This window comes from Chitinophaga sp. GbtcB8, from assembly GCF_019091455.1.
In the GTDB taxonomy this organism is placed as follows: Bacteria; Bacteroidota; Bacteroidia; order Chitinophagales; family Chitinophagaceae; genus Chitinophaga.
Genome location: NZ_JAGXJN010000003.1, coordinates 268,992 through 291,645 on the forward strand (window position 1 = coordinate 268,992; position 22,654 = coordinate 291,645).

The 22,654-nt window shown below is 47.7% G+C and carries 24 protein-coding genes; 14 read left to right on the forward strand and 10 right to left on the reverse strand.

Annotated features, from left to right (window positions below; genetic code table 11):
* Positions 1-4 precede the first annotated feature (4 nt).
* The gene (locus tag KVT36_RS06305; protein ID WP_217602653.1) at positions 5-586 is read left to right on the forward strand and encodes a thymidine kinase; all 582 of its coding nucleotides are present in this window, start codon (positions 5-7) and stop codon (positions 584-586) included.
* 58 nt (positions 587-644) lie between these two features.
* On the opposite strand, the gene KVT36_RS06310 is transcribed toward KVT36_RS06305, so the two are convergent.
* Complete coding sequence (locus tag KVT36_RS06310) at positions 645-1,136, reverse strand: GtrA family protein (protein ID WP_217602654.1); 492 nt, start codon at positions 1,134-1,136, stop codon at positions 645-647.
* Between the two features lie 59 nt (positions 1,137-1,195).
* Positions 1,196-2,680 carry an acetyl-CoA carboxylase biotin carboxylase subunit gene (gene accC / locus KVT36_RS06315; RefSeq protein WP_217602655.1) on the reverse strand — a complete coding sequence of 495 codons (1,485 nt, stop codon included), beginning with the start codon at positions 2,678-2,680 and terminating at the stop codon, positions 1,196-1,198.
* A gap of 93 nt (positions 2,681-2,773) precedes the next feature.
* On the opposite strand from accC, the gene KVT36_RS06320 reads away from it, so the two are divergent.
* The 4 genes from KVT36_RS06320 (at position 2,774) to KVT36_RS06335 (ending at position 5,869) form a co-directional block, all read left to right on the forward strand.
* The gene (locus tag KVT36_RS06320) at positions 2,774-3,433 is read left to right on the forward strand and encodes a heme exporter protein CcmB (RefSeq protein ID WP_217602656.1); all 660 of its coding nucleotides are present in this window, start codon (positions 2,774-2,776) and stop codon (positions 3,431-3,433) included.
* A gap of 85 nt (positions 3,434-3,518) precedes the next feature.
* Positions 3,519-4,181, forward strand: coding sequence for a cytochrome c biogenesis protein (gene ccsA / locus KVT36_RS06325; protein ID WP_217602657.1), 663 nt, complete (start codon positions 3,519-3,521; stop codon positions 4,179-4,181).
* Positions 4,178-4,420 (forward strand): CcmD family protein, encoded by a 243-nt coding sequence (locus KVT36_RS06330; protein WP_089918224.1) that lies wholly within the window; start codon positions 4,178-4,180, stop codon positions 4,418-4,420. Before ccsA ends, KVT36_RS06330 begins: the two co-directional genes overlap by 4 nt.
* A gap of 30 nt (positions 4,421-4,450) precedes the next feature.
* Positions 4,451-5,869 carry a Glu/Leu/Phe/Val dehydrogenase gene (locus tag KVT36_RS06335; RefSeq protein ID WP_089918225.1) on the forward strand — a complete coding sequence of 473 codons (1,419 nt, stop codon included), beginning with the start codon at positions 4,451-4,453 and terminating at the stop codon, positions 5,867-5,869.
* Positions 5,870-5,966: 97 nt separating this feature from the next.
* On the opposite strand, the gene KVT36_RS06340 is transcribed toward KVT36_RS06335, so the two are convergent.
* Positions 5,967-6,413, reverse strand: coding sequence for a type I restriction enzyme HsdR N-terminal domain-containing protein (locus tag KVT36_RS06340; RefSeq protein ID WP_217602658.1), 447 nt, complete (start codon positions 6,411-6,413; stop codon positions 5,967-5,969).
* Positions 6,414-6,472: 59 nt separating this feature from the next.
* Between KVT36_RS06340 and KVT36_RS06345 the strand changes: the two genes are divergently transcribed.
* The 4 genes from KVT36_RS06345 (at position 6,473) to KVT36_RS06360 (ending at position 10,972) form a co-directional block, all read left to right on the forward strand.
* Positions 6,473-7,243, forward strand: a complete 771-nt coding sequence (locus KVT36_RS06345; protein WP_217602659.1) for an AMP nucleosidase — start codon at positions 6,473-6,475, stop codon at positions 7,241-7,243.
* Positions 7,244-7,311: 68 nt separating this feature from the next.
* Positions 7,312-9,057, forward strand: coding sequence for an ABC transporter ATP-binding protein (locus KVT36_RS06350; protein WP_217602660.1), 1,746 nt, complete (start codon positions 7,312-7,314; stop codon positions 9,055-9,057).
* A gap of 90 nt (positions 9,058-9,147) precedes the next feature.
* Positions 9,148-10,197, forward strand: coding sequence for a tRNA preQ1(34) S-adenosylmethionine ribosyltransferase-isomerase QueA (gene queA, locus KVT36_RS06355; RefSeq protein WP_217602661.1), 1,050 nt, complete (start codon positions 9,148-9,150; stop codon positions 10,195-10,197).
* A 100-nt stretch (positions 10,198-10,297) separates the two neighbouring features.
* Positions 10,298-10,972 carry a 2-C-methyl-D-erythritol 4-phosphate cytidylyltransferase gene (locus KVT36_RS06360; protein ID WP_217602662.1) on the forward strand — a complete coding sequence of 225 codons (675 nt, stop codon included), beginning with the start codon at positions 10,298-10,300 and terminating at the stop codon, positions 10,970-10,972.
* Positions 10,973-11,013: 41 nt separating this feature from the next.
* On the opposite strand, the gene KVT36_RS06365 is transcribed toward KVT36_RS06360, so the two are convergent.
* Both KVT36_RS06365 and radC read right to left on the reverse strand, forming a co-directional pair.
* Positions 11,014-11,994, reverse strand: coding sequence for a Gfo/Idh/MocA family protein (locus tag KVT36_RS06365; RefSeq protein WP_217602663.1), 981 nt, complete (start codon positions 11,992-11,994; stop codon positions 11,014-11,016).
* A 98-nt stretch (positions 11,995-12,092) separates the two neighbouring features.
* Positions 12,093-12,800, reverse strand: coding sequence for a DNA repair protein RadC (gene radC / locus KVT36_RS06370; protein ID WP_217602664.1), 708 nt, complete (start codon positions 12,798-12,800; stop codon positions 12,093-12,095).
* Positions 12,801-13,005: 205 nt separating this feature from the next.
* Here radC and KVT36_RS06375 point away from each other — a divergent pair, with 205 nt between their 5' ends.
* The 4 genes from KVT36_RS06375 to KVT36_RS06390 all read left to right on the forward strand — a co-directional run bounded on the left by KVT36_RS06375 (position 13,006) and on the right by KVT36_RS06390 (position 15,991).
* On the forward strand, positions 13,006-13,968 hold the full coding sequence (locus KVT36_RS06375) for a ribose-phosphate pyrophosphokinase (RefSeq protein WP_217602665.1): 963 nt from the start codon (positions 13,006-13,008) through the stop codon (positions 13,966-13,968).
* Positions 13,969-14,000: 32 nt separating this feature from the next.
* The gene (locus tag KVT36_RS06380) at positions 14,001-14,591 is read left to right on the forward strand and encodes a 50S ribosomal protein L25 (protein WP_217602666.1); all 591 of its coding nucleotides are present in this window, start codon (positions 14,001-14,003) and stop codon (positions 14,589-14,591) included.
* A 160-nt stretch (positions 14,592-14,751) separates the two neighbouring features.
* A complete protein-coding gene (pth, locus tag KVT36_RS06385) occupies positions 14,752-15,333 on the forward strand; it encodes an aminoacyl-tRNA hydrolase (protein WP_217602667.1) in 582 nt (193 codons plus the stop codon).
* Positions 15,334-15,379: 46 nt separating this feature from the next.
* Positions 15,380-15,991, forward strand: coding sequence for a fumarylacetoacetate hydrolase family protein (locus KVT36_RS06390; protein WP_089918243.1), 612 nt, complete (start codon positions 15,380-15,382; stop codon positions 15,989-15,991).
* 100 nt (positions 15,992-16,091) lie between these two features.
* On the opposite strand, the gene KVT36_RS06395 is transcribed toward KVT36_RS06390, so the two are convergent.
* Positions 16,092-16,526, reverse strand: coding sequence for a MarR family winged helix-turn-helix transcriptional regulator (locus KVT36_RS06395; protein ID WP_217602668.1), 435 nt, complete (start codon positions 16,524-16,526; stop codon positions 16,092-16,094).
* 79 nt (positions 16,527-16,605) lie between these two features.
* Between KVT36_RS06395 and KVT36_RS06400 the strand changes: the two genes are divergently transcribed.
* The gene (locus tag KVT36_RS06400; RefSeq protein WP_254639865.1) at positions 16,606-18,735 is read left to right on the forward strand and encodes a thiamine pyrophosphate-dependent enzyme; all 2,130 of its coding nucleotides are present in this window, start codon (positions 16,606-16,608) and stop codon (positions 18,733-18,735) included.
* On the opposite strand, the gene KVT36_RS06405 is transcribed toward KVT36_RS06400, so the two are convergent.
* From KVT36_RS06405 to KVT36_RS06420, 4 genes are all read right to left on the reverse strand, one after another.
* Positions 18,732-19,610, reverse strand: coding sequence for a DMT family transporter (locus tag KVT36_RS06405; RefSeq protein WP_217602669.1), 879 nt, complete (start codon positions 19,608-19,610; stop codon positions 18,732-18,734). The genes KVT36_RS06400 and KVT36_RS06405 overlap by 4 nt on opposite strands.
* Positions 19,611-19,744: 134 nt before the next feature.
* Positions 19,745-20,923 carry an NRAMP family divalent metal transporter gene (locus KVT36_RS06410; RefSeq protein WP_254639866.1) on the reverse strand — a complete coding sequence of 393 codons (1,179 nt, stop codon included), beginning with the start codon at positions 20,921-20,923 and terminating at the stop codon, positions 19,745-19,747.
* A complete protein-coding gene (locus KVT36_RS06415; RefSeq protein WP_217602670.1) occupies positions 20,920-21,660 on the reverse strand; it encodes a 5-oxoprolinase subunit PxpA in 741 nt (246 codons plus the stop codon). The genes KVT36_RS06410 and KVT36_RS06415 overlap by 4 nt, the downstream gene beginning before the upstream one ends.
* Positions 21,647-22,648: a biotin-dependent carboxyltransferase family protein gene (locus KVT36_RS06420; protein ID WP_217602671.1), complete on the reverse strand. Its 1,002-nt coding sequence runs from the start codon at positions 22,646-22,648 to the stop codon at positions 21,647-21,649. Before KVT36_RS06420 ends, KVT36_RS06415 begins: the two co-directional genes overlap by 14 nt.
* Positions 22,649-22,654: the final 6 nt, after the last annotated feature.

The following is a 22,654-nucleotide window of genomic DNA, read 5'->3' on the forward strand; positions in this document are numbered from 1 at the left end:
TAATATGTTTATTGAACCTTCCCTTGCAGGGGAAAGAAGAGGATGGATTGAAGTGATATGCGGTTCTATGTTCTCCGGTAAAACGGAAGAACTCATAAGACGGCTGAAACGGGCCAGGATAGCCAATTTGCGGATAGAAATATTTAAGCCCGGTATAGATGTGCGTTATGATGAGCAGAACATTGTATCGCACGATGAGAATAAAGTACTGTCAACACCTATAGATAACTCGCAGCAAATATTGCTGTTAGCACAGGAGGCAGATGTGGTGGGAATTGATGAAGCACAGTTCTTTGATGCAGAACTGCCTTACGTTTGCGACCAGCTGGCCCTGCGCGGCGTACGCGTAATTGTGGCCGGTTTGGATATGGATTACCGGGGCCGCCCCTTTGGTACCATGCCGGCGCTGCTGGCCAAGGCCGACTATATTACCAAGCTGCACGCCATTTGTGTAAAGTGCGGTAACATCGCCAGCTACTCTTACCGTAAAACAGCCAGCAAAGCCACTGTGGTATTGGGTGAGCAGGATGTATATGAACCCCGCTGCCGCCATTGTTATTATGAAGGTGAGAACAAAAACGCCTGAAAACAAAAACGCCCTGACGAGTTATAACCTGTCAGGGCGTTGTAATATCACTTAAATTTTAGAATAACTTTAACTTTTCAGGCTTCACCTTAAAGGTGAATTTCTTCTGTGTAAGGTAGCTGAAGCACACTACAAAGAAGGTGGTGAATATCTTGGAAATGGTAGGGTAGATATGCAGATGCTCCACAAATAATTTCATAAATACATAGTTCAGCAGTATACAGGCAGCTACCAGCATAAAATAGCGGAACAATTGCGTACGCCCGCGCAGGTTAGATTCTGAGAACACAACATACTTACTAAGTAAAAAGCCGGTGGGAAAAGTAATGGCCAGCGACATGAACAGCGCTGCAATGTGCGGGGTAATGGTTACAAACGGCAAATGCACCATTTGCTGGTGTAACACAAAGTTGTACATAATAAAGTAAAGAACAATATCCAGCGCGGTATTGCCGCCGCCACAGGCCAGGTAGCGAAAGGTTTGCAAAGGTATCAGCTTTGCAAAAGGACGATGAAAGAAGTCTATGACCTGTAGTATTAGGTTCCTCATTTAAAATTATAACTTAATACAAAGTTAGCCCATTTTATCTATCAGCCAATGCCTGGCCATTATCTTAAGGTTTTTCTTTTTTTCCAGCTGCTATTTGCCGCAGTAACAGGCAAAGGAACTTGTCCGATCCGGCTTTCCTCCCATATCTGCGCCGCCAGGATGGCCGCTGCACGTGTGGCTGCATCATCCGTTTTGCGCAGCACCTCTGGTGCAAAATACTTGCCAATAAAGCCCGTGTCAAACTGCCCCTCAATAAAAGCAGGCTGCTGCAAGGCCCAGTGGCCAAAAGGCAGCGTAGTGCGGATGCCTTTTACATGATACTCTTCAATAGCGCGGATCAGCCGCAGCCGCGCCTCTTCCCGGTCACTGCCCCAGGCTATCAGCTTTGCGATCATGGGATCATAATAAATAGGAATATCCATACCCTGCTCATATCCATCATCTACCCGTACCCCGTAGCCCTGCGGGCGAATGTAGGTAGTAAGGGTACCGGTATCCGGTAAAAAATTATTGGCCGGGTCTTCTGCACAAATGCGCAGCTCTATGGCATGCCCGTTTATTTGCAGGCTTTCCTGTGTAAAGGAAAGGGTTTCGCCCCTGGCTATACGAATTTGCTCTTTTACCAGGTCCAGGCCGGTGATCATTTCAGTCACGGGGTGCTCCACCTGCAGGCGGGTATTCATTTCCAGGAAGTAAAATTGCAGGTTTTCATCCACCAGGAATTCCACCGTGCCGGCGCCATAATACTGGCAGGCGCGGGCCACATCCAGGGCGCATGTGCCCATAGCCGCGCGTATAGCAGGTGTAAGGCAGGAAGAGGGGGCCTCTTCTATCAGCTTTTGGTGCCGGCGCTGTATGCTGCACTCCCGCTCAAACAGGTATGCATAATTGCCGTGCTGGTCGCCCAGGATCTGTATTTCAATATGCCGGGGTGCGCCTACGTATTTTTCAATGAACACAGCATCATCCCCAAAAGCATTCAGCGCTTCACTTTTAGCCAGCCGGATCTGCTCTGCCAGCTCACTTTCATTATTTACAACCCGCATTCCTTTACCACCGCCGCCTGCAGAGGCTTTGATGAGGATGGGGAACCCGGTTTTTTTAACCACTTCCTGTGCTTCTTCCAGGCTGCGTAGCGGCGTTTCCGTGCCCGGTACCATGGGCACGCCAAATTTCTGTGCCGCTTGTTTTGCGGCCAGCTTGCTACCCATTATTTCAATGGACTGCGCGCTGGGACCAATAAAGGTAAGACCCGCATCCGCCACCAGCTGGGCAAAACGGGCATTCTCACTCAAAAAGCCGTAACCGGGATGGATGGCATCAGCACCGGTTTGCTTTGCCGCCGCTATGATCTTATCACCCAGTAAATAAGACTGGTTGGAGGGCGCCGGGCCAATACACACGGCTTCATCAGCATATTGTACAAATGGCATGGTACGATCTGCTTCTGAATATACCGCCACGGTTTGAATGCCCATTTCCCTTGCAGAACGCATTACCCGTAAAGCTATTTCTCCACGGTTAGCTACCAGTATCTTTTGCATGCAGTTGTGATTGTTAGGGAGCGAATATAATACTTATTAGCTGTTAGCTAAAAGCTAATAGCTAACAGCTAATCGCTTATCTTTACGCCCCATATGGCCGCCCTTCATCAAACACTTACCCTGGTTAAAAAAGACCTGGTGCTGGAACTGCGCCAGAAGTATGCATTCTATGGCATACTGTTATATATTATTTCCACCGTGTTTGTGATCAATATGATGATGGGCAAACCCGAAGAGCAGATCTGGAATGCACAGTTCTGGGTGGTGCAGCTGTTTGTATCTGTAAATGCTATCGCCAAAAGTTTTATGCAGGAAAGCCGCGGCAGGCTGCTGTACTTTTATTCTGTAGTGCATCCGCGTTACTTTATAGCCGCCAAGCTGCTGTATAATATGTTGCTGATGGCCATTATGAGCATTATAGCCCTGGTAAGCTGCATTGTATTTTTAGGCAATCCCATTATTAATGTATGGTATTTCATAGGGGTGGTTATGCTGGGTGGCATTAGCCTGTCGCTGTTATTCACTATGCTGGCGGCCATTGCAGCCCAGGCTAACCAGAATGCAGCGCTCATGGCCATTATGGGCTTTCCCATCATGATGCCTTTACTGATGATGCTGGCCAACATTGCCCGTTCTGCCTTTGTACCGGTATACCAGCCCGGGTTGCTCAATATGTTCCTGCTGCTCATAGGTATGGATGTGCTGATCATTGGCCTGGCCATGATCCTGTTCCCTTTTTTATGGAAAGATTAACAACCCCTTTCATACCAACTACCTCTCCAATTTTGTGATTAGTGATAAAACCTGTAGGTTTGCCCCCAATATAGCTGACGAAAAAATGGCAAAACATTGGTGGAAAGCGCTGGCGGTACTATTGCTGCTGTATACGATCATAGCCGGGTTCCTGATAAAGGTGCCGGCCATAGAAAATAACCAGCAATCCACGCGCAATCTCTTCTTTCACGTACCTATGTGGGTGTGCATGTATACCTTGTTCACCATCTCCGTAGCCAACTCAATCCTTTATCTCACCAAATACGATCTGAAAAAAGATATACTGGCCAGTTGTGCAGCCAATGTAGGCGTATTATTTGGGCTCATGGGGTTTGTAACCGGCTCATTATGGGCCACCTATACCTGGGGCAGCACCCTCACCAATGATCCCAAGCAGATTGCAACCGCGGTGGCATTGCTCATTTACCTGGCTTATCTGGTGCTGCGCATGTCCTTTACAGATATTGACAAGCGGGCGAGGGTATCTGCCATTTATAATATTTTTGCCTTTGCGCTCTTAATACCCTTGACCTATATTATTCCCCGCATGGTGGATTCCCTGCATCCCGGCAGCGCCAGCAGCCCCGGGTTTAAGTCAAAGGATACAGATGGCACACTAATGATGGTATTTTACCCTGCCTTTGTTGGCTGGACCCTGCTAAGCGTATGGATCTACACCCTGCTGGCACGTTATAAAAGACTAGAGCTAAAAAATATTTTTAAATGATCAATAGAAGAGCATCTTACTTTTTTTCTACCCTGGTCTTACTGTTTACCTCCCTGTTAGCACAGGCACAACAGCAGAATACAGAAACCGGCCCTGTGAATGAAATGCTGCGCAGCAATGGCAAAATTTACGTAGTGGTAGTAGTGCTGGTGATTATTTTTATCGGGATTATTTTATACCTCATACGGCTGGATCGGAAGATCACTAAGCTGGAACACCAACAACAGTCTAAATCATAACCAAAGCAATACTTTCCAAAACAATTTTTTATGTCGCAAGATCAGCATTATAATTTCTTTGAAAGCGTAGAGCGAAGCTTCGATAAGGCTGCGCAATTCACCAAATGGGAAAAAGGGATCCTGGAGCAGATCAAAGCCTGCAACGCAGTGTACCGTATTAAATTCCCGGTAAGGGTGGGAGATACCATTGAAGTAATAGAAGCCTACCGCGTACAGCACTCACATCACAAGCTGCCCTGTAAAGGTGGTATCCGTTTCAGTGAGGAAGTGAACCAGGATGAAGTGATGGCCCTGGCCGCGCTGATGACCTACAAATGCGCTATTGTGAACGTGCCTTTCGGCGGCGCCAAAGGGGGTATTAAGATCAATCCCCGCAACTACAGCCCTTTTCAGCTGGAAAATATTACCCGCCGTTACACCGCGGAGCTGGTGAAGAAGAATTTCATTGGCCCTGGTGTGGATGTACCGGCGCCTGACTACGGTACCGGCGAACGTGAAATGAGCTGGATCCTGGATACTTACATGAGTTTACGTCCCGGTGAAATTGACGGTTACGGTTGTGTAACCGGTAAACCGGTGTCACAGGGCGGGGTACGCGGCCGTAAGGAAGCTACCGGCATGGGCGTATTCTATGGCTTGCGTGAGCTGTGTAATATTAAGGAAGATATGAAGAAGCTGGGCCTGGAACCCGGCCTGGAAGGTAAGCGGGTAATTGTACAGGGTATGGGTAACGTGGGCTACCACGCCGCCAAATATTTCCACGAAGCAGGCGCTATTGTAGTATGCCTGATCGAGTGGGATGGCGCCATTTATAATGAAAAGGGTATGGACCCGGATGCAGTGCTGAAACACCGCAACGAAACCGGTTCTATTGTGAACTTCCCCGGCGCTACCAACTTAAAGAAGAATACCGATGGCCTGGAAATGGATTGTGATATCCTGATACCGGCTGCGCTGGAAAGCGTGATCCATAAAGACAATGCGCCCAACATTAAAGCTAAGATCATTGGGGAAGCGGCAAATGGTCCGTTAACACCGGAAGCAGATGTTATCCTGAATAAAAAGGGTGCCATCGTAGTACCGGATATGTTCCTGAACGCCGGCGGGGTAACGGTTTCTTACTTTGAATGGTTAAAGAACCTGAGCCATGTACGTTATGGCCGTTTGGGCAAACGCTTTGATGAGAATATGAACATTCACATCCTGAGCACCATTGAAGACCTGACCGGTAAAAAAGTTTCTGAACAGGAAAGGAAGTTCATTGCCCATGGAGCTGATGAGGTAGATCTGGTATATTCCGGCCTGGAAGAAACCATGCACGCCGCTTTACATGAAGTGCGCGAAATAATGGTCACTAACAGTAAGATCCATGATATGCGTACCGCCGCTTATGTTTGCGCTATTGATAAAGTAGGTGCAGCATACGAGCAGCTGGGCATATTCCCGTAATCAATACGAATGCTAAATGCTCAATGCCTAAGGCTAAACGCTGATTGTGTTTTGTCTTAGGCATTATACTTTATGCTTTCGGCGTTCAGCATTTAGCTCAAATCCCATACGCCGGTATTTCCCCCAAAAACTCCCACTTCCCCTGGTCCGGCTGGTATAAGCAACAATAGGTATGCACCCCGTTGGTGATCACCAGGTAAACCGCTTGTAACACCATATGGTAACGGGCAATTTGCTCTACTGTTGCCAGGCTTAAAGGCACGTTCATTTCCTTACACTCCACGATCATCCAGGGTTGCATGGCACGGTTATACACTACAATGTCACAGCGTTTTCTCAGCTCACCTAAGTAGATCTCTTTTTCAATACCAATGAGTTTACCCGGGTATTGCAAGCTTTTTACCAGGTAATTCAGGAAGTTTTGCCTCACCCATTCTTCCGGTGTAAGGGTTACATATTTTTTACGGTACGTGTCAAATATCAGCTCTTTGTTGCCTTCACGTACCAGCTTGAAATCAGGTGCAGGAAACTCAATGGCAATCATAACACAAAACTAACATAAAAGTACGGCCAAAAAGGTGTACATTTGCGTGTCAAAAGGCTATGAAGACAAAAGAAGACATTGTAGCTAATTGGCTCCCCCGCTACACCGGAGAAAAGCTGGAAAATTTCGGCTCCCACATCCTCCTCACTAATTTCAGTAATTACGTAACGCTTTTTGCAGAATGGAATGATGCCACCATTATTGGTCAGGGCCGTCCTATGCAATGCGCCACTGCAGGTGATATTACTATCATCAACTTTGGGATGGGCAGCCCCGGCGCCGCCACCATTATGGACCTGTTAAGCGCCATCAGCCCCAAAGCAGTACTGTTCCTGGGTAAATGCGGTGGGTTAAAGAAGAAGAATAATATTGGTGATCTTATCCTCCCCATTGCAGCAATACGGGGCGAGGGTACCTCCAACGATTACTTTCCGCCCGAAGTACCGGCGCTGCCGGCTTTTGCGCTGCAAAAGGCTATCTCCACCAGTATCCGGGAATATGGCTGCGACTACTGGACCGGTACCTGCTACAGCACTAACCGCCGGGTATGGGAGCATGATCTGGAGTTTAAACGCTACCTGGAACGTATCCGCGCTATGGCAGTGGACATGGAAACGGCCACCATTTTCTCCGTAGGCTTTTTCAACAAAATACCTACCGGTGCATTACTGCTGGTAAGCGATCAGCCCATGGTGCCCGAAGGCGTAAAAACAGAGGACAGTGATAAGAAAGTAACTACCAACTTTGTAGAGCGCCACCTGAAAATAGGCATCGACTCCCTGAAGAACCTGATCAACAGCCACCAAACGGTGAAGCACCTACGATTTTAGATTTTAGATTGACGATTTAGATCTCAGCATAATTGTGCGCCATCAGATCTAAAATCGTATATTACTGCATGCTGGTGTCTATTCAGAACCTCACCGTAACATTTGCAGTAGAACAGGATGCCGTAAAGGCAGTGAACAACATCTCCCTGGACATTCCCCGGGGTGGTATCTTAGGCATTGTGGGTGAATCTGGCTCCGGGAAATCGGTAACAGCTTTATCCCTGATGCGCCTGGTACAATCACCCGGCAAAATAACAGCGGGTAATATTCTTTACCACGCACCTGCACAAGCCCCTGTAAACTTATTACAACTCTCCCCGGCAGACATGCGTACCCGGCGCGGTAATGAAATAGCCATGATCTTCCAGGAGCCTATGACCTCCCTGAATCCGCTGCACACCTGCGGCGCCCAGGTTTCAGAAGCCATCCGACTGCATAAAAAAGTATCTTATAAAGAGGCCAAACAGCAAACCATTGCTTTATTTCGCCAGGTAAAGCTCCCTAACCCGGAGCAGCTATTGCACCGCTACCCGCATGAATTGTCCGGCGGGCAAAAGCAGCGGGCTATGATAGCAATGGCCATCAGCTGTCAGCCCCGGCTCTTAATTGCAGTTGAACCTACCACCGCGTTAGATGTAACCGTGCAAAAAGCCATCCTGGAGCTGTTGAAAGAATTGCAGCAGCAAACGGGTATGAGCATCGTATTTATTACCCACGACCTGGGTGTGATTGCCGAAATAGCCAATGAGGTGGTGGTAATGTATAAAGGCAGCATTGTAGAGCAAGGCCCCGTGCAGGACATTTTCCGTAACCCGCAGCACCCTTATACCAAAGGATTGCTGGCATGCCGCCCGCCATTGGATAAACAACTGTACCGGCTGCCCGTTACAGCAGATTTTATGGAGGTAGATGCAACGGGGAACATCCATGAAAAGAACTACGCCGTAAAGGAACTTGTATATAACCTGGAAATACCGCAATCCCGGCTTATGGCACGGGAACAGCAGCTGCAGCAAAGCCCGCCTTTTTTAGAGGTAACTAACCTGCAAACCTGGTTCCCTGCCCAACGCAGCCTTTTGGGCAAGGTAAAGGGCTGGGTGAAGGCGGTGGACGATGTAAGCTTTACCGTGCGGCAGGGTGAAACAATGGGACTGGTTGGGGAATCCGGCTGTGGTAAAACTACCCTGGGCAGAACTTTGCTCCGCCTGGCAGAACCAACCGGCGGCAGTATTATTTACAAAGGGAAAGAGCTTACCACCTTATCTGCCGCAGACATGCGCGATCTCCGTAAGGATATGCAGATCATTTTCCAGGATCCATACTCTTCCCTGAACCCACGCCTTACCATTGGGCAGGCCATTATGGAGCCTATGCTGGTGCATGGATTGTACGGGCAGGAGCGGGACCGTAAACAAAAAGTGCTGGAATTGCTGGAAAAGGTGAACCTGCACCCCGAACATTTTTACCGTTACCCGCATGAGTTCTCCGGCGGGCAGCGTCAACGTGTGGTCATTGCCCGGGCACTGGCCCTGCATCCATCCTTTATTATCTGCGATGAATCTGTAGCCGCCCTGGATGTAAGCATACAGGCCCAGGTGCTGAATTTGCTGATCAGCCTGCGGAAAGAATATGGTTTTACATATATCTTCATCTCCCACGACCTATCCGTGGTACGGTTTATGAGTGACCGGATGATGGTGATGAACAAAGGTAAAATTGTGGAAAGCGGTCCGGCAGGGCAGGTGTATGATCATCCGGAAAGTGCCTATACAAAACAGCTGATTGCCGCCATTCCTAAAAACATTTATGCATAAATGGTTGTTTTACAATTTTGAGAATGTTTTTTTGGTATCCTTGACACTTATTAATACCTTTGCAACCTTTAAATTCATTCATACCGTAATATGAAATTATCGCAATTCAAGTTCGATCTTCCTTTAAATCTGATCGCGCAGCACCCTTCCAAATCAAGAGATGAATCCCGTTTAATGGTGGTCAACCGTGCCACCGGGAAAATTGAGCACAAAGTTTTCAGGGACATTATCGGTTATTTCAACGATAAGGATGTGATGGTGGTGAACAACACCAAGGTATTCCCTGCACGTTTGTATGGCCGTAAAGAAAAAACCGGCGCCAAAATAGAAGTATTCCTATTACGTGAGCTGAACAAGCAGAACCGCTTGTGGGATGTGATCGTAGACCCTGCCCGTAAAATACGTGTAGGTAACAAGCTGTATTTTGGAGACGATGAATCACTGGTAGCAGAAGTTATTGATAACACTACTTCCAGGGGCCGTACCATCCGCTTTTTATTTGAAGGTAATGATGATGAGTTTAAGGCGGTGCTGGACACCCTGGGTGAAACGCCCCTGCCTAAATACATCAAACGTAAACCTGAAGATGAGGACAAAGAGCGTTACCAAACCGTATATGCAAAATACGAAGGTGCCGTTGCTGCTCCTACCGCAGGTTTACACTTTAGCCGTGAGCTGATCAAACGCCTGGAAATTAAAGGGGTGAAGTTTGCAGAAGTAACGCTGCACACCGGTTTAGGTACTTTCCGGCCTATTGAAGTGGAAGACCTCAGCAAACATAAAATGGATGCAGAGTATTTCCATATTGAAGAATACGCCGTAAAGATCGTGAACAAAGCCAAGGACGAAAACCGTAAGATCTGCGCCATTGGTACCACTACCGTAAGGGCTGTAGAATCTTCCGTAACCGCGCAAAATCACTTAAAGGCAGCTGAAGGCTGGACCAATACCTTCATTCACCCGCCCTACGATTTTTCTATTCCCAATGCGCTGGTGACCAACTTTCACCTGCCTAAAACCAGCCTGTTGATCATGGTATGTGCCTTTGCAGGGTACGATCTGATCATGGAAGCTTACCAGCAGGCAATTAAAGAGAAATACCGCTTCTTCAGGTATGGCGATGCCATGCTGATCCTGTAAGCAGTTGAATATTTAGCTTTAAAGATGATTACACGAATTTGTGCAGGTTTTACCTCCGCGGATTCGTGTAATTTTTTACATTCATACCTGTTTTAGAACTATGCAGCAGCGCAAAAAAATTGCCATTATAGTAGCAGGCGGCTCCGGTACCCGCATGGGTGCTGCTGTTCCCAAACAGTTCCTGGAGCTGGCAGGCAAGCCGGTGTTATACCATACTATAGCTGCTTTTATTAACGCCTATACAGATATGCAGGTGGTGCTGGTAGTGCCGGAAGCGCATTTTACACCTGCCCAACAGGTATTGAACAGTTTTACTGCGCCGCCACCGGTTACGCTGGTAAAAGGCGGGGAAACGCGCTTCCACTCTGTGCAGAATGGATTACAGCAGGTGCCGGATAATGCAGTAGTATTTGTGCATGATGGCGTACGCCCTTTATTAACAACTGCGTTGGTACATCACTGTTATGAGCAAACCTTGCTGCATGGCAATGCCATACCGGTAATAGACATGAAAGACAGTGTGCGGGAAACAAATGCCGCCGGCAATAAGGCCGTAAACCGGGAGCAGTTCAAGATCATACAAACACCCCAAACCTTTTTATCAGAACAGCTGCTGCCGGCTTTTGCCCTGCCTTATGATCCATTGTTTACAGATGAAGCTACGGTGGTGGAAAAGCTGGGCTACCCTATACATCTGGTACCCGGGGAAGAGCGCAATATAAAAATTACCCGCCCGCTGGATCTGGTGATTGCAGAGGCGCTGTTAAGGCAATAATTTTAATTAGGAAACAACCTCCCCAAATCTAAAATCTAAGATCAATTTGTAGGAGTAGACTGGTTCTTACTGATCTTCTGCAATATCTGGTGAGCCACATCCAGGGCCTGCAGGCCATCAATTACATTCACGGCTACCGGTTTGTTTTGCAGAATGCTGTCGCGGAATAGTTCCAGCTCCATGCGAATAGCGTTCGACTGTTTTACTTCCGGGTTATCAATGGCAATGGTCTTTTTACCGGAGTTGGTTTCAATGTCCAGTGTAAACAACCCTTCATCTTCCGGGGTTTTCAGCTTAATGATCTCTGTTTTTTTATCCAGGAAATCTATACCAATGTAGGCATCCTTCTGGAACAGGCGCATTTTGCGCATCTTTTTCAGGGAAATGCGGCTGCTGGTAAGGTTGGCTACGCAGCCGTTATGGAACTCAATGCGTACATTGGCAATATCCGGCGTATCGCTCATCACTGCTACACCACTGGCAGAAATGCGGCTGATGGTGGATTGCACAATACTGAGCACTATATCTATATCGTGGATCATCAGATCCAGTATCACGCTTACATCTGTACCCCGCGGGTTAAACTCAGCCAGGCGGTGCACCTCTATGAACATGGGCTTCAGGTTATAGCTCTTCAGCGCCAGAAAGGCCGGGTTAAAACGCTCCACATGCCCCACCTGGAATTTTACATTAGCCTCTTCCACCAGCTTCACCAGTGTTTTGGCTTCATCCATTGTATTGGTCATGGGTTTCTCTACAAAAATGTGCTTGCCATTGCGCAGGGCTATTTCGCAGAGTTTAAAGTGCAGGGTAGTGGGGGCTACTATATCAATGGCATCTACCAACTGTATCAGTTCTTCAGCAATCGTAAACCGGGGGATCTGGTATAGCTCTGCTATGCTGGCAGCGTTGGCATTGCTGGGATCATAAAACCCTACTACTTCCACATCCTTCATAGTTACCAGCTGGGAAAGATGGATCTTCCCTAAATGTCCAACACCAAAAATTCCAATTTTCAACATACCAGATAAGAATGAAATACGGGTTAGAATGAAATATCTGCGAATGTAAGGAAAAAGGGAATTATTATATCCAAAAGTTTAACTATGTAAAAAGTGCTTTATACCATAGTGCCTTCTTCTACCATACTGTAATAACCAGCTTCCGAAACAATGATGTGGTCCATAACATCAATGTCAAATAGCTTACCGGCTTCTTTAAGCTTGCGGGTAAGCCCTATATCTGCAAAGCTGGGAGAGAGGCTGCCGGAGGGATGGTTGTGGCATAAAAGCAACCGGGAAGCGCTTAGCTCCAATGCCTCTTTAAAGATCAGTTTAGGATCTACAATGGTGCTGCACATGCCGCCATTGCTGATGCAGCGGTAATGTAACACCCGGCAGTTATGGTTCAGGTATACTACAAAAAAAGCTTCATGGGTATAATCGCTTAAAAGCGGTTTAAAGAACAGCGCCGCATCAGCGCCCCGGCATATTACTTTTTTCTCTAAAATGGAACCCGCCTGCCTGCGCCGGCTTAGCTCCATAGCTGCTATAATGGTAACGGCTTTGGCGTTCCCAATACCTTTCAGCTTCTTAAGCTGCCGTACATTTAACCGGCCCAGCTCGTTAAGGTTATTACGGGCTGCCTGTAATACTTCCTGCGCCAGTGCTATCGCGGATTTTTGTTTATGCCCGTTATTGAGCAAAATAGCCAGTAACTCTGCATCGCTTAATGCACTGGTACCTTTTTTCATTAACTTTTCTCTGGGTTGATCGTCGGGGGCCCAATCTCTGATGGAGACGTACAACGGGTTAACATTCACATACATACCCAAATTTATCTCTTCCCTTCCGGTAAAAAAAATCTTTTATTCCACAATCCGCCCTCCGGAATTAACCCGTGAGAGCCTTGATATCATTGGATCTATCCATGGCAGGAAGCGCAAAAGTGCTCAGGATGGCCCGGCCCTGGCAAAAAAAATGGGCAGATCCCTTCAAAAGTTATAGTTTTGCAACCTCTTTTCCACCACAATCATGCAACCATCAGTTAAAATCTTTACAGGTAACAGCAACCCCGCATTAGCCGAGAAAATTGCCAAACGTTATGGCAAGGGTAATGGCAATGGTATAGGTAAGTTGCACATCCAGAAGTTCAGCGATGGCGAGTTCCAGCCGGTGTACATGGAAAGTATCCGCGGTGACTATGTTTTCCTGATCCAAAGCACCAATGCTCCCTCAGATAACCTGATGGAGCTGCTGCTAATGATAGATGCCGCTAAAAGGGCCTCTGCAGGGTATATTACGGCTGTAATTCCCTACTTTGGCTTTGCACGGCAGGACAGGAAGGACAAGCCCAGGGTGGCCATTGCCTCCAAACTGGTGGCTAACCTGCTTACTTCAGCAGGTGCTAACAGGGTGATAACCATGGACTTACATGCACCCCAGATCCAAGGTTTCTTTGATATTCCCGTGGATCACCTGGACAGCTCCGCAATTTTCATCCCCTACATTGAGAATTTGAGGCTGGAAAACCTTACCTTTGCGTCCCCTGATGTGGGAAGCACAAACCGGGTAAGGGAAGTAGCGTCATATTTCAATGCAGAAATGGTGATTTGCGACAAACACCGTAAACGGGCAAATGAAATAGCATCTATGGTGGTGATAGGAGATGTGGCAGATAAGGACATTGTACTCATAGATGATATTATTGACACAGCAGGCACCCTTACCAAAGCGGCTAACCTGTTGATAGAAAAAGGTGCTAAAAGTGTGCGGGCTTTCTGTACACACCCGGTATTAAGCGGCAAGGCATACGAGAACATTGAGAATTCTGTATTAAAAGAGCTGGTGGTATGTGATACCATGCCTTTGAAACAGGAAAGTTCAAAGATCAAAGTGATCAGTGTAGCAGAGCTTTTTGCAGTGGCCATCCGCAATATGTACGAGAACAAGTCTATTACCAGCCTGTTTGTACATAGCCAGCGGAGAGGAATGTAAGTGTTTTATTAATTTATATAAATGTTTAACAAATGAAAACAATAACCATCGAAGGACAACTCAGGAGCGACTTAGGCAAAAAAGCCACCCGCCAACTTCGTTCTGAGGAGCAAGTGCCTTGCGTTATTTATGGGGGTGCTGATACCGTGAGCTTTTCCGCTCCGGCAAAGGCTTTTAAAGATCTGGTATATACACCTGATTTCCAGTTTGCCCAGATTAACGTGAATGGCAAAACTTACAGGTGCATCCTGAAAGACAAACAGTTTGATGTAGTAACAGATGAGCTGTCACACGTAGATTTTCTGGAACTGGTAGAAGACAAGAAAGTAGTAGCTACCCTGCCTTTGAAAATGGTAGGCCAGTCTGTAGGTGTAAAAGCCGGCGGTAAACTGGTAGTAAAAATGAAAGCGCTGAAAGTAAAGGCATTGCCCAAGCACCTGCGCGAGAACATTGAAGTGAACATCGACAACCTGGATCTGAATGCTAACATCCGCGTAGAAGATGTAAAGGACGAAAACCTGGAGATACTGAACTCTCCCCGTATTCCCATCGCTTCTGTAGTAATGACCCGTCAGTTACGTCAGGACGAAGCCAGCGCTGAAAAAGACGCTAAGAAGAAATAATTTCTTTTGCAGATATTTCCGCAAAAGCCCCGGTCCCGGTACAACGGAGACCGGGGCTTTTTTTTCATTCCTGATGAATAGGATGTTAATAGGATGTATGCAGATTAAATTTCTATTTTTGATTGTAATTTAAACAGCCGGAAATATCCGGGTATATTAAATGAAATACTTAATAGCCGGTTTAGGTAACATAGGTGATAAATACAATCACACCCGCCATAATATAGGCTTTGACGTTGTAGACGCTTTTGTAGCTAAACATGGCGGCGTATTTGCCAATGGCCGTTTGGCGGATGTGGCAGAATGCCGGTGGAAGGGAAAAACCTTTGTGGTTATAAAACCCACCACTTTTATGAACCTGAGTGGTAAAGCTGTGAAGTACTGGATCGATAAGGAAAAGATCCCGGTAGAAAATTTATTGGTTATAATGGATGAGCTGGCCTTGCCATTGGAAGTATTACGCCTGCGCCCCGGTGGTAGTGATGCCGGGCACAACGGGTTAAAGAGCATCCAGGAGCTGTTAGGCACCAATCAATATCCGCGCCTGCGTTTTGGCATCGGTAATAATTTTCCGAAAGGCCAGCAGGTGGATTATGTATTGGGCAAATGGGAGCAGAAAGAGGAGCCGCTGGTGCAACAGAAGATCGAAAAATCAGTAGAGATCATTGAAAGCTTTGCTGCCATTGGCATTGAAAGAACTATGAATACTTGTAATAATCTGACTTTCCCTTCTGCCGGGTAGTAACGGCAGCAGAGGCCATATTATTTAACCTTTAAAAATACGCATTATGAAGATTATTTGCGTTGGACGAAACTATGCTGAACACGCCAAAGAACTCAATAATGAGGTGCCAACAGAGCCGGTGTTGTTTATGAAGCCCAAAAACGCATTGTTACAGAATAACCACCCTTTTTATTATCCTGATTTTACGGATAATCTCCACTATGAATGTGAGCTGGTGCTGCGTGTATGCAAGAACGGTAAGCACATACAGGAAAAATTTGCCGATAAATATTATAATGAAATATCCGTAGGTATTGACTTTACCGCCCGCGACCTGCAGGATAAGCAGAAAACAAAAGGCCTGCCCTGGGAGATCGCCAAATCGTTTGATAACTCCGCTGTAGTAGGTAAGTTCATCCCTCTTACTCCTGAAACAGATAAAAAGGATATTAACTTTTGCCTGTACAAAAACAAAGAGATCGTGCAGCAGGGTAACACCAAGCACCTGATCTTTACATTTGATTTCCTGTTAGCCTACATTTCAAAATTCTTTACCCTCAACATCGGGGATCTCATCTTTACCGGCACACCGGTAGGAGTAGGGCCCGTAGAAATTGGGGACAACCTGGAAGCCTTTATTGAGAACGACAGCCTGCTGGAGTTTATGGTGAAATAATGTGTCAATTTGCAGATATGCAAATATGCAGATGTGCAAATGGAATGCAGCAAAACTGCCGCTCATTCGCACATCTGCATATCTTCACATTCGCACATCGTCAGGGTATATTGCTGTAAATAACATCCAGTATCCTGGTTAATTCCATATAATCCTTTTCAGTCAGATCCTTCCATCCCGTTTTACGCATTTCCAGTACCAGGGGACGCACATCCTTATACTTTTCAATACCGGCAGTGGTAAGCTGTAAAAACACCTTGCGCCGGTCACTGGTGGCGCCTTCCCGCTGCACCAGGTCCTTTTTTACCATCAGCTCTATTATACGCGATACCGTCGTAATATCCTTTGAGGTTAAACGGGCCAGCTCATTATGGGTGATCTTTTTATGCTTGTACAGGTTCTCCAGCAATAACCATTGGTCCACAGTCAAATCTTTTTGCTGGGCATCAAAGCTCTTTTGCCAATAGTTGCGGATCTTTTTCAAAGTAGCATCCAGCTTAAAAAAAGATGGATTACTGACGTAAGTATCGGGCATATTCAGTAATTTGCAATAGCAATAGTTGGTATAGCAACTATTATTTTCCAGGGAATAGCTTACACCAAAACAATTTTACATGTTTAAAGATAATACAAGCGTTCCAACTTTAAAAACCCCTGCCAATGGGCAGGAGTGCTCCGGCAACCAGGAAGCTTTATTATTGAAGGCCTACCGCTTAATGCGCCTGGCCCGCCACATGGCCGCCACTTATGAAGCTAACCGCTCCACCTGCAAGTATGTACACTCCACCTCCGGCGGTCACGAAGCCATACAAATAGCCACCGGCCTGCAATTGCAGCCATGGGACTATGCCAGTCCCTATTACCGCGACGATAGCCTGCTGCTGGCTATGGATTTTTCTCCTGAGGAGCTCATGATGCAATTACTGGCAAAAGCAGATGATCCTTTTTCTGCCGGGCGCTCTTATTACTGCCATCCCAGCAGCCGGCGGGATGACCGGCCGCTGATACCTCACCAGAGCAGCGCCACCGGTATGCAGGTAATACCCGCCACCGGTATGGCCCAGGGTATCAGCTACCTGGAAAAAACAAATTCCGATGTTTTACGCAGAGGCCCGGATGGGGAGCTGCCCGTTGTATTGTGCTCTTTAGGCGATGGCAGTGTAACAGAAGGAGAGGTAAGCGAAGCCTGGCAATGCGCTGTATTATGGCAGCTGCCCATTATTTACCTGGTACAGGATAATGAATGGGGTATTTCCGCCACTGCAGCGGAAACCCGCGTAATGGATGCATATGAATATGCTGCCGGTTTTAAAGGGCTGGAGCGTATGCGTATAGATGGCAGCGATTTTGAAAAAAGTTACCAGGGCATGGAAGCCGCCATTCATTATGTACGCACAGAAAGAAAACCCATACTGGTACAGGCCAGCGTGCCTTTGCTGGGCCACCATACCTCCGGTGTACGCAAAGAATGGTATAGATCCGCAGAGGACCTGGCTGCCCATGACCGCCGTGATCCCTTGCCTCAACTACGGCAGCTGCTGCTGGAAAAAGGTATTAAAGAAACCACGCTGGCCGCCATTGATGATGAAACAGCACATACTATTGCCGCTGCTTTTGAAATAGCCGTAGAAGCTGCAGCACCGGACCCGCAAACGGTGCAGGAGCATGTGTTTGCACCTGCTGCCGTAACAACGGAAAAGGGCACACGTACTCCAACAAGTGGCAGCAAGGTGATGATGGTAGATGCTGCCCTGCATGCAGTAGAAGAAATATTAGAGCAATACCCGGAAGCTATTTTTTACGGACAGGATGTAGGCCGCCGCCTGGGAGGCGTGTTTCGTGAAGCAGCTACCCTGGCAGAAAAGTTTGGAGATCACCGCGTATATAACACGGCCATACAGGAAGCCTATATTATTGGCGCTACTGCAGGGCTTTCAGCAGTAGGGGTAAAACCTATTGTGGAAGTGCAGTTTGCTGATTACATCTATCCCGGTTTTAACCAGCTGGTTACGGAAATATCCAAATCCTGTTATTTAAGCGCCGGTAAGTTTCCCGTGCAAACACTGATCCGCGTGCCCATTGGCGCCTATGGCGGTGGCGGGCCTTACCATTCCGGCAGCATAGAAACCACTTTGCTGAGCATTAAAGGTATTAAAGTGGTGTATCCCTCTAATGGCGCCGATATGAAAGGCCTCATGAAGGCGGCTTTCCTGGATACTAACCCCGTGGTAATGCTGGAACATAAGGGGCTGTACTGGAGCAAAGTGCCTGGTACCCAGGATGCTATGACCATAGAGCCGGATAAGGATTATATGATACCGCTGGGCAAAGGCAGGGTAGCACTACAGGCCCACCCTAAAGATGTGCAGCAGGGCAACAGCCTTTGCATCATTACCTATGGCATGGGTGTTTATTGGGCACAAGCCGCTGCCAAAGCATTTCCCGGTAACGTTGAGATCATTGACCTGCGCACCTTATACCCGCTGGATGAAGCCCTGGTATTTGACACCGTGAATAAACACGGGAAATGCCTGGTGCTTACGGAAGAGCAATTGAATAACTCGTTTGCGCAGGCGCTGGCCGCCCGTATACAGCAAAATTGTTTTCGTAAGCTGGATGCGCCGGTGTTTACGCTGGGCGCACTTAACCTCCCGGCTATTCCCATTAATACAACGCTGGAAAGCGCTATGCTGCCCACACCTGAAAAAGTGGAAGCCGCCATCCGGGAGCTGCTGGTCTATTAAGCTTTACGGGTAAATTTTTCTCTTTGTGCCAGGTACAAACCGCCTATCACAAATCCTGTACCTATAAAGGTGTAAGCAGTAATAGGTTCATTTAATAACAGGGAAGAATATATGAAACCGAAAATGGGACACAGGAATAACCAGAAAGAAGCTTTTACCGCATCCTGTTTCACCAGGTAGAACCATAGCTGTAAGGCAGTAATAGATACCGGTATAATCAGCCAGAATACAGCTGCCCAGAAGGTAAGCGTTAAACGGGTAGTGCTGAAATGTGCCGCAAACCCGGTAAATGGTAATAATAATAAACCACCCAGCAATACCTGCCACCCGTTAATTACAATGTTGGGGAGCTTCCATTGTACCCGGCTATAATACACCGTAGCAACCGATACCGATACCATTCCAAACAGCAAAATAGCTAAACCGTCAAGGGAGGCATGGCTGTCCTGCAGCAGGGGATAGGTGGCCAGCCCTACGCCGGCCAATCCCAGAATAACGCCTATGATCTCGTACCAGCGCATCTTTCTTTTTACCCAGATAGCGGAAATGAGCATAATGAAAAGCGGGCTGGTAGCGGTAGACAGGCTGCCAATGCCAGCCGATACTTTTTTCATAGATAATACAAAACAACCCAGGTAAATAGTGGTGTTCATGAGGGAAAAAATGATCAGATGCCCCCATTCTGCTCCTTTAGGTAAGGCATATTGTTTATCTCTGCGCAATACATACACATAGCATAACATAAGCAGGCCGGCTATCAGAAAACGTACGTTTGCCAATATTAACGGATCTGCATCCCGGATACCAAATTTAGTAGCCACTGCAGCGGAAGCCCATAACACAGCAAAAAGAAAACCGGCAGAAAGTTGACGCATAAAATTGCGAAAATTACGAATTGTGAATTACGAATTACGAATTAAAATGCAACGGTTTAATCAAGCGATTAAAAAATCCGGGTCAATCATCCGCTTCAAACCATCCGTAATTCGTAATTGACAATTCGTAATTATTAAAACCCCAGCCATTTCCAAATAGTAACCCCGCTCAGCCACCCCATCACCGCTACCACCAGCCAACCCGCAGCCTGCATCCATACGGGATGGCGGTAACCGTTCATTAAGCGCTTGCGGGTAGCGGCCAGCAATACCACGGCCAGGGCTACCGGCAATATCAGTCCGTTGAGCGCGCCTGCCATGATCAATAGTTTTACCGGCTGCCCTACCAGTATAAATACCAGCGTAGAGAATACAATAAAAAAGGAAATGAACCAGCGTTCATTTAAAGCAATGAAAGGATGGAATGTTTTTAAGAAAGAAACAGAAGTATAGGCAGCGCCCACCACAGAAGTAATAGCTGCGCTCCACATTACAACACCAAAAAAACGGTACCCGGTCTCACCGGCTGCAAACCGGAATACAGCTGCCGGCGGGTTGCTGCTGTCCAGCAAAGCGCCTTGTGTTACTACACCTAAAGCCGCCAGGAATAACAAGGTGCGCATAATGCCCGTGATCATAATACCACTTACTGCGCTTTTATTTACATACTGTACATGTGATGGTCCGCTAATACCCGCATCCAGCAGGCGGTGGGCGCCAGCAAAGCTGATGTAACCGCCAACCGTGCCACCCACCAGCGTAACAATAGTTTTGGTATCAATTACAGATGGCCATATGCTTTGCTGTAAAGCAGCACCCAGGGGCGGGTGGGAGCTTACCGCCACATACAATGTTAACAGTACCATTAAAATGCCCAGCCACCGTGCAAAATGATCCAGGGCTTTGCCGGCTTCCTTTAACCAGAAAATAAACAGGGCTATGCCGCCGCTCAGCAGCGCGCCATAAGTAGTATCCATACCGCTTAATACCTGCACACCCAAACCGCAACCGGCAATATTGCCAATATTAAAGGCCAGCCCGCCCAATACGATCAGCGCGGCCAGGAAATAGCCCAGGCCGGGTAACAGCTCATTGGCCAGGTCTTGGGCACGTTTATCCGTTACAGTAAGTATGCGCCACATATTTAATTGTGCGCCAATATCCAGCAGCACAGATATAAGTATTACAAAGCCAAAGGCAGCTGCCAGCTGTTGGGTGAATACGGTGGTTTGCGTTAAAAAGCCGGGGCCAACGGCGGAGGGAGCCATCAGGAAGGCGGCGCCCAGCAGGGCGGAAGATCGTTGTTTGCTCAAGGATGGCGGATGGTTAAGTGGTGATCATGTAAAGCAGCATGCACGGCACGGGCAAATGCAACAGCATGTGCGCCATCCCCATGAATGCAGATGGTATCTGCGGTCAGCGGTATCGTATGCCCGTTAACGGTAGTTACTTTTTGCTGGCTTACCATTTGCAGCACCTGCTGTATGGCCTGTTCCTCACTGTCTATAAGGGCATTGGCCTGGCTGCGGGGTGTCAGGGAGCCATCATCCTGGTAAGTGCGGTCTGCAAATACTTCACTGGCGGTTTTAAGTCCGGCCGCTTTTGCAGCAGTTATCAGCTGGCTATTGCTTAACCCGAACAGGCAAAGTTTTTTATCTACATCATGTACGGCCCTGGCTATGATGCGGGCCATGTTAGCGTCTTTGGCGGCCATATTATACAGGGCGCCATGTGGTTTTACATGTACCAGCGGCGCATGCAGGGAGCTGCATATTACCTGCAGGGCATATACCTGGGTGGTAACCAGGTCATACAAAGCATTATCTGTTAGGTGTTGTTCTGTTCTGCCAAAATTTTCCTTATCGGCAAAACCGGGATGTGCGCCAATAGCTACTTTGTGCTGCACTGCCAGGGTAGCGGTATGTAGCATGGTATCTTTGTTGCCGGCATGGTAACCGCAGGCAATATTAGCGCTGCTGATAAAGGGCATAATAGCGCCGTCAGTATCCAGCCCTTCGCCCATATCGCAGTTCAGATCAATGTAAGCCATAAAGAGAAAGCCATTCTTCTAACCGTAATTTACAGGCATTTTGCAGCAATTGCAAGCGCTGGTCCTGTAGCATTAAAAGGTCTTCCGCTTCCTGTTGTGTAACTACGCTAAAGTGAAGGTGCTGACGCGGTTTCAGCTGTGCCAGGGAAGGCTGGTCGGCAGTAATTACATGCGCTAAACGGGGGTAGCCCCCGGTAGTTTGATGGTCGGCCATTAATATGATCAGCTGTCCGTTGGGTAACAATTGTACGGTACCCCTGGTAACACCGGCCGACAGCTGTTCTGTTTTTACCGCCGTTTTCAGGGAAGGCCCCTGCAGGCGAAAGCCCATCCGGTCACTTTGCGCAGCTATGGAAAAAGCCGTGCTGGTAAATTGTTCTTTTGCATGTGCATCCAGCAGGGTAAAACCGCTGCCATTGGTAATGCGTATATGATCGCCGGTAGTGTACAGGTCACGCACGCCTGTCATCCAGGGCAGCTCACGGGCCAGGTGCTGCTGTAATAGCTTGTTATAGGGAGTAACCTGCCGCATGGGCAGCACATCATTTTTTTGCAGGCACCTGCCCTGGAAGCCGCCGGCGCCTGCTTTCAGGTGAGTGCTATAGCTTCCCAGCCAGGGTGTTAAGGCCAGGCCATGGCGTATAGCCATGTAGGTACAGCCGCCGCTAACCGGTTTGGTAAAATGTAATACTGCCTGCCGGGTCATAAGCACCGGTTTATTTATAGGCACCGGCTGTTCATTTACCATAGCGCCCAGGTCCGCACCGGACAAGGCTATCATGGCAAAATCTTCAAACAGCAATGCCGCAGCAGGGAAGTGCATTTCTATCACCGCTTCATCAGGTGCATTGCCCACCAGGCTGTTAGCTACGTACATGGCTACACGGTCCATTACCCCGGTGGGGTTAATGCCCAGGTGCTGGTAACCGGTCCGTCCTGCATCCTGCACGGTATCCAGCAGGCCGGGTTGTAGTACGCGTATGCTCATAGCGTT

Excerpts from the sequence above, each read along its gene's own strand:
- KVT36_RS06330 (WP_089918224.1), top strand. The coding sequence starts at position 4,178 with ATGATCAATAGAAGAGCATCTTACTTTTTTTCTACCCTGGTCTTACTG.
- KVT36_RS06310 (WP_217602654.1), bottom strand. The coding sequence starts at position 1,136 with ATGAGGAACCTAATACTACAGGTCATAGACTTCTTTCATCGTCCTTTT.
- KVT36_RS06345 (WP_217602659.1), top strand. The coding sequence starts at position 6,473 with ATGAAGACAAAAGAAGACATTGTAGCTAATTGGCTCCCCCGCTACACC.
- ccsA (WP_217602657.1), top strand. The coding sequence starts at position 3,519 with ATGGCAAAACATTGGTGGAAAGCGCTGGCGGTACTATTGCTGCTGTAT.
- KVT36_RS06335 (WP_089918225.1), top strand. The coding sequence starts at position 4,451 with ATGTCGCAAGATCAGCATTATAATTTCTTTGAAAGCGTAGAGCGAAGC.
- KVT36_RS06305 (WP_217602653.1), top strand. The coding sequence starts at position 5 with ATGTTTATTGAACCTTCCCTTGCAGGGGAAAGAAGAGGATGGATTGAA.
- KVT36_RS06420 (WP_217602671.1), bottom strand. The coding sequence starts at position 22,648 with ATGAGCATACGCGTACTACAACCCGGCCTGCTGGATACCGTGCAGGAT.
- KVT36_RS06320 (WP_217602656.1), top strand. The coding sequence starts at position 2,774 with ATGGCCGCCCTTCATCAAACACTTACCCTGGTTAAAAAAGACCTGGTG.
- KVT36_RS06400 (WP_254639865.1), top strand. The coding sequence starts at position 16,606 with ATGTTTAAAGATAATACAAGCGTTCCAACTTTAAAAACCCCTGCCAAT.
- queA (WP_217602661.1), top strand. The coding sequence starts at position 9,148 with ATGAAATTATCGCAATTCAAGTTCGATCTTCCTTTAAATCTGATCGCG.
- KVT36_RS06350 (WP_217602660.1), top strand. The coding sequence starts at position 7,312 with ATGCTGGTGTCTATTCAGAACCTCACCGTAACATTTGCAGTAGAACAG.
- pth (WP_217602667.1), top strand. The coding sequence starts at position 14,752 with ATGAAATACTTAATAGCCGGTTTAGGTAACATAGGTGATAAATACAAT.
- KVT36_RS06380 (WP_217602666.1), top strand. The coding sequence starts at position 14,001 with ATGAAAACAATAACCATCGAAGGACAACTCAGGAGCGACTTAGGCAAA.
- KVT36_RS06395 (WP_217602668.1), bottom strand. The coding sequence starts at position 16,526 with ATGCCCGATACTTACGTCAGTAATCCATCTTTTTTTAAGCTGGATGCT.
- KVT36_RS06405 (WP_217602669.1), bottom strand. The coding sequence starts at position 19,610 with ATGCGTCAACTTTCTGCCGGTTTTCTTTTTGCTGTGTTATGGGCTTCC.
- KVT36_RS06365 (WP_217602663.1), bottom strand. The coding sequence starts at position 11,994 with ATGTTGAAAATTGGAATTTTTGGTGTTGGACATTTAGGGAAGATCCAT.
- KVT36_RS06375 (WP_217602665.1), top strand. The coding sequence starts at position 13,006 with ATGCAACCATCAGTTAAAATCTTTACAGGTAACAGCAACCCCGCATTA.
- accC (WP_217602655.1), bottom strand. The coding sequence starts at position 2,680 with ATGCAAAAGATACTGGTAGCTAACCGTGGAGAAATAGCTTTACGGGTA.
- KVT36_RS06340 (WP_217602658.1), bottom strand. The coding sequence starts at position 6,413 with ATGATTGCCATTGAGTTTCCTGCACCTGATTTCAAGCTGGTACGTGAA.
- KVT36_RS06360 (WP_217602662.1), top strand. The coding sequence starts at position 10,298 with ATGCAGCAGCGCAAAAAAATTGCCATTATAGTAGCAGGCGGCTCCGGT.
- KVT36_RS06415 (WP_217602670.1), bottom strand. The coding sequence starts at position 21,660 with ATGGCTTACATTGATCTGAACTGCGATATGGGCGAAGGGCTGGATACT.
- radC (WP_217602664.1), bottom strand. The coding sequence starts at position 12,800 with ATGTATGTGAATGTTAACCCGTTGTACGTCTCCATCAGAGATTGGGCC.
- KVT36_RS06390 (WP_089918243.1), top strand. The coding sequence starts at position 15,380 with ATGAAGATTATTTGCGTTGGACGAAACTATGCTGAACACGCCAAAGAA.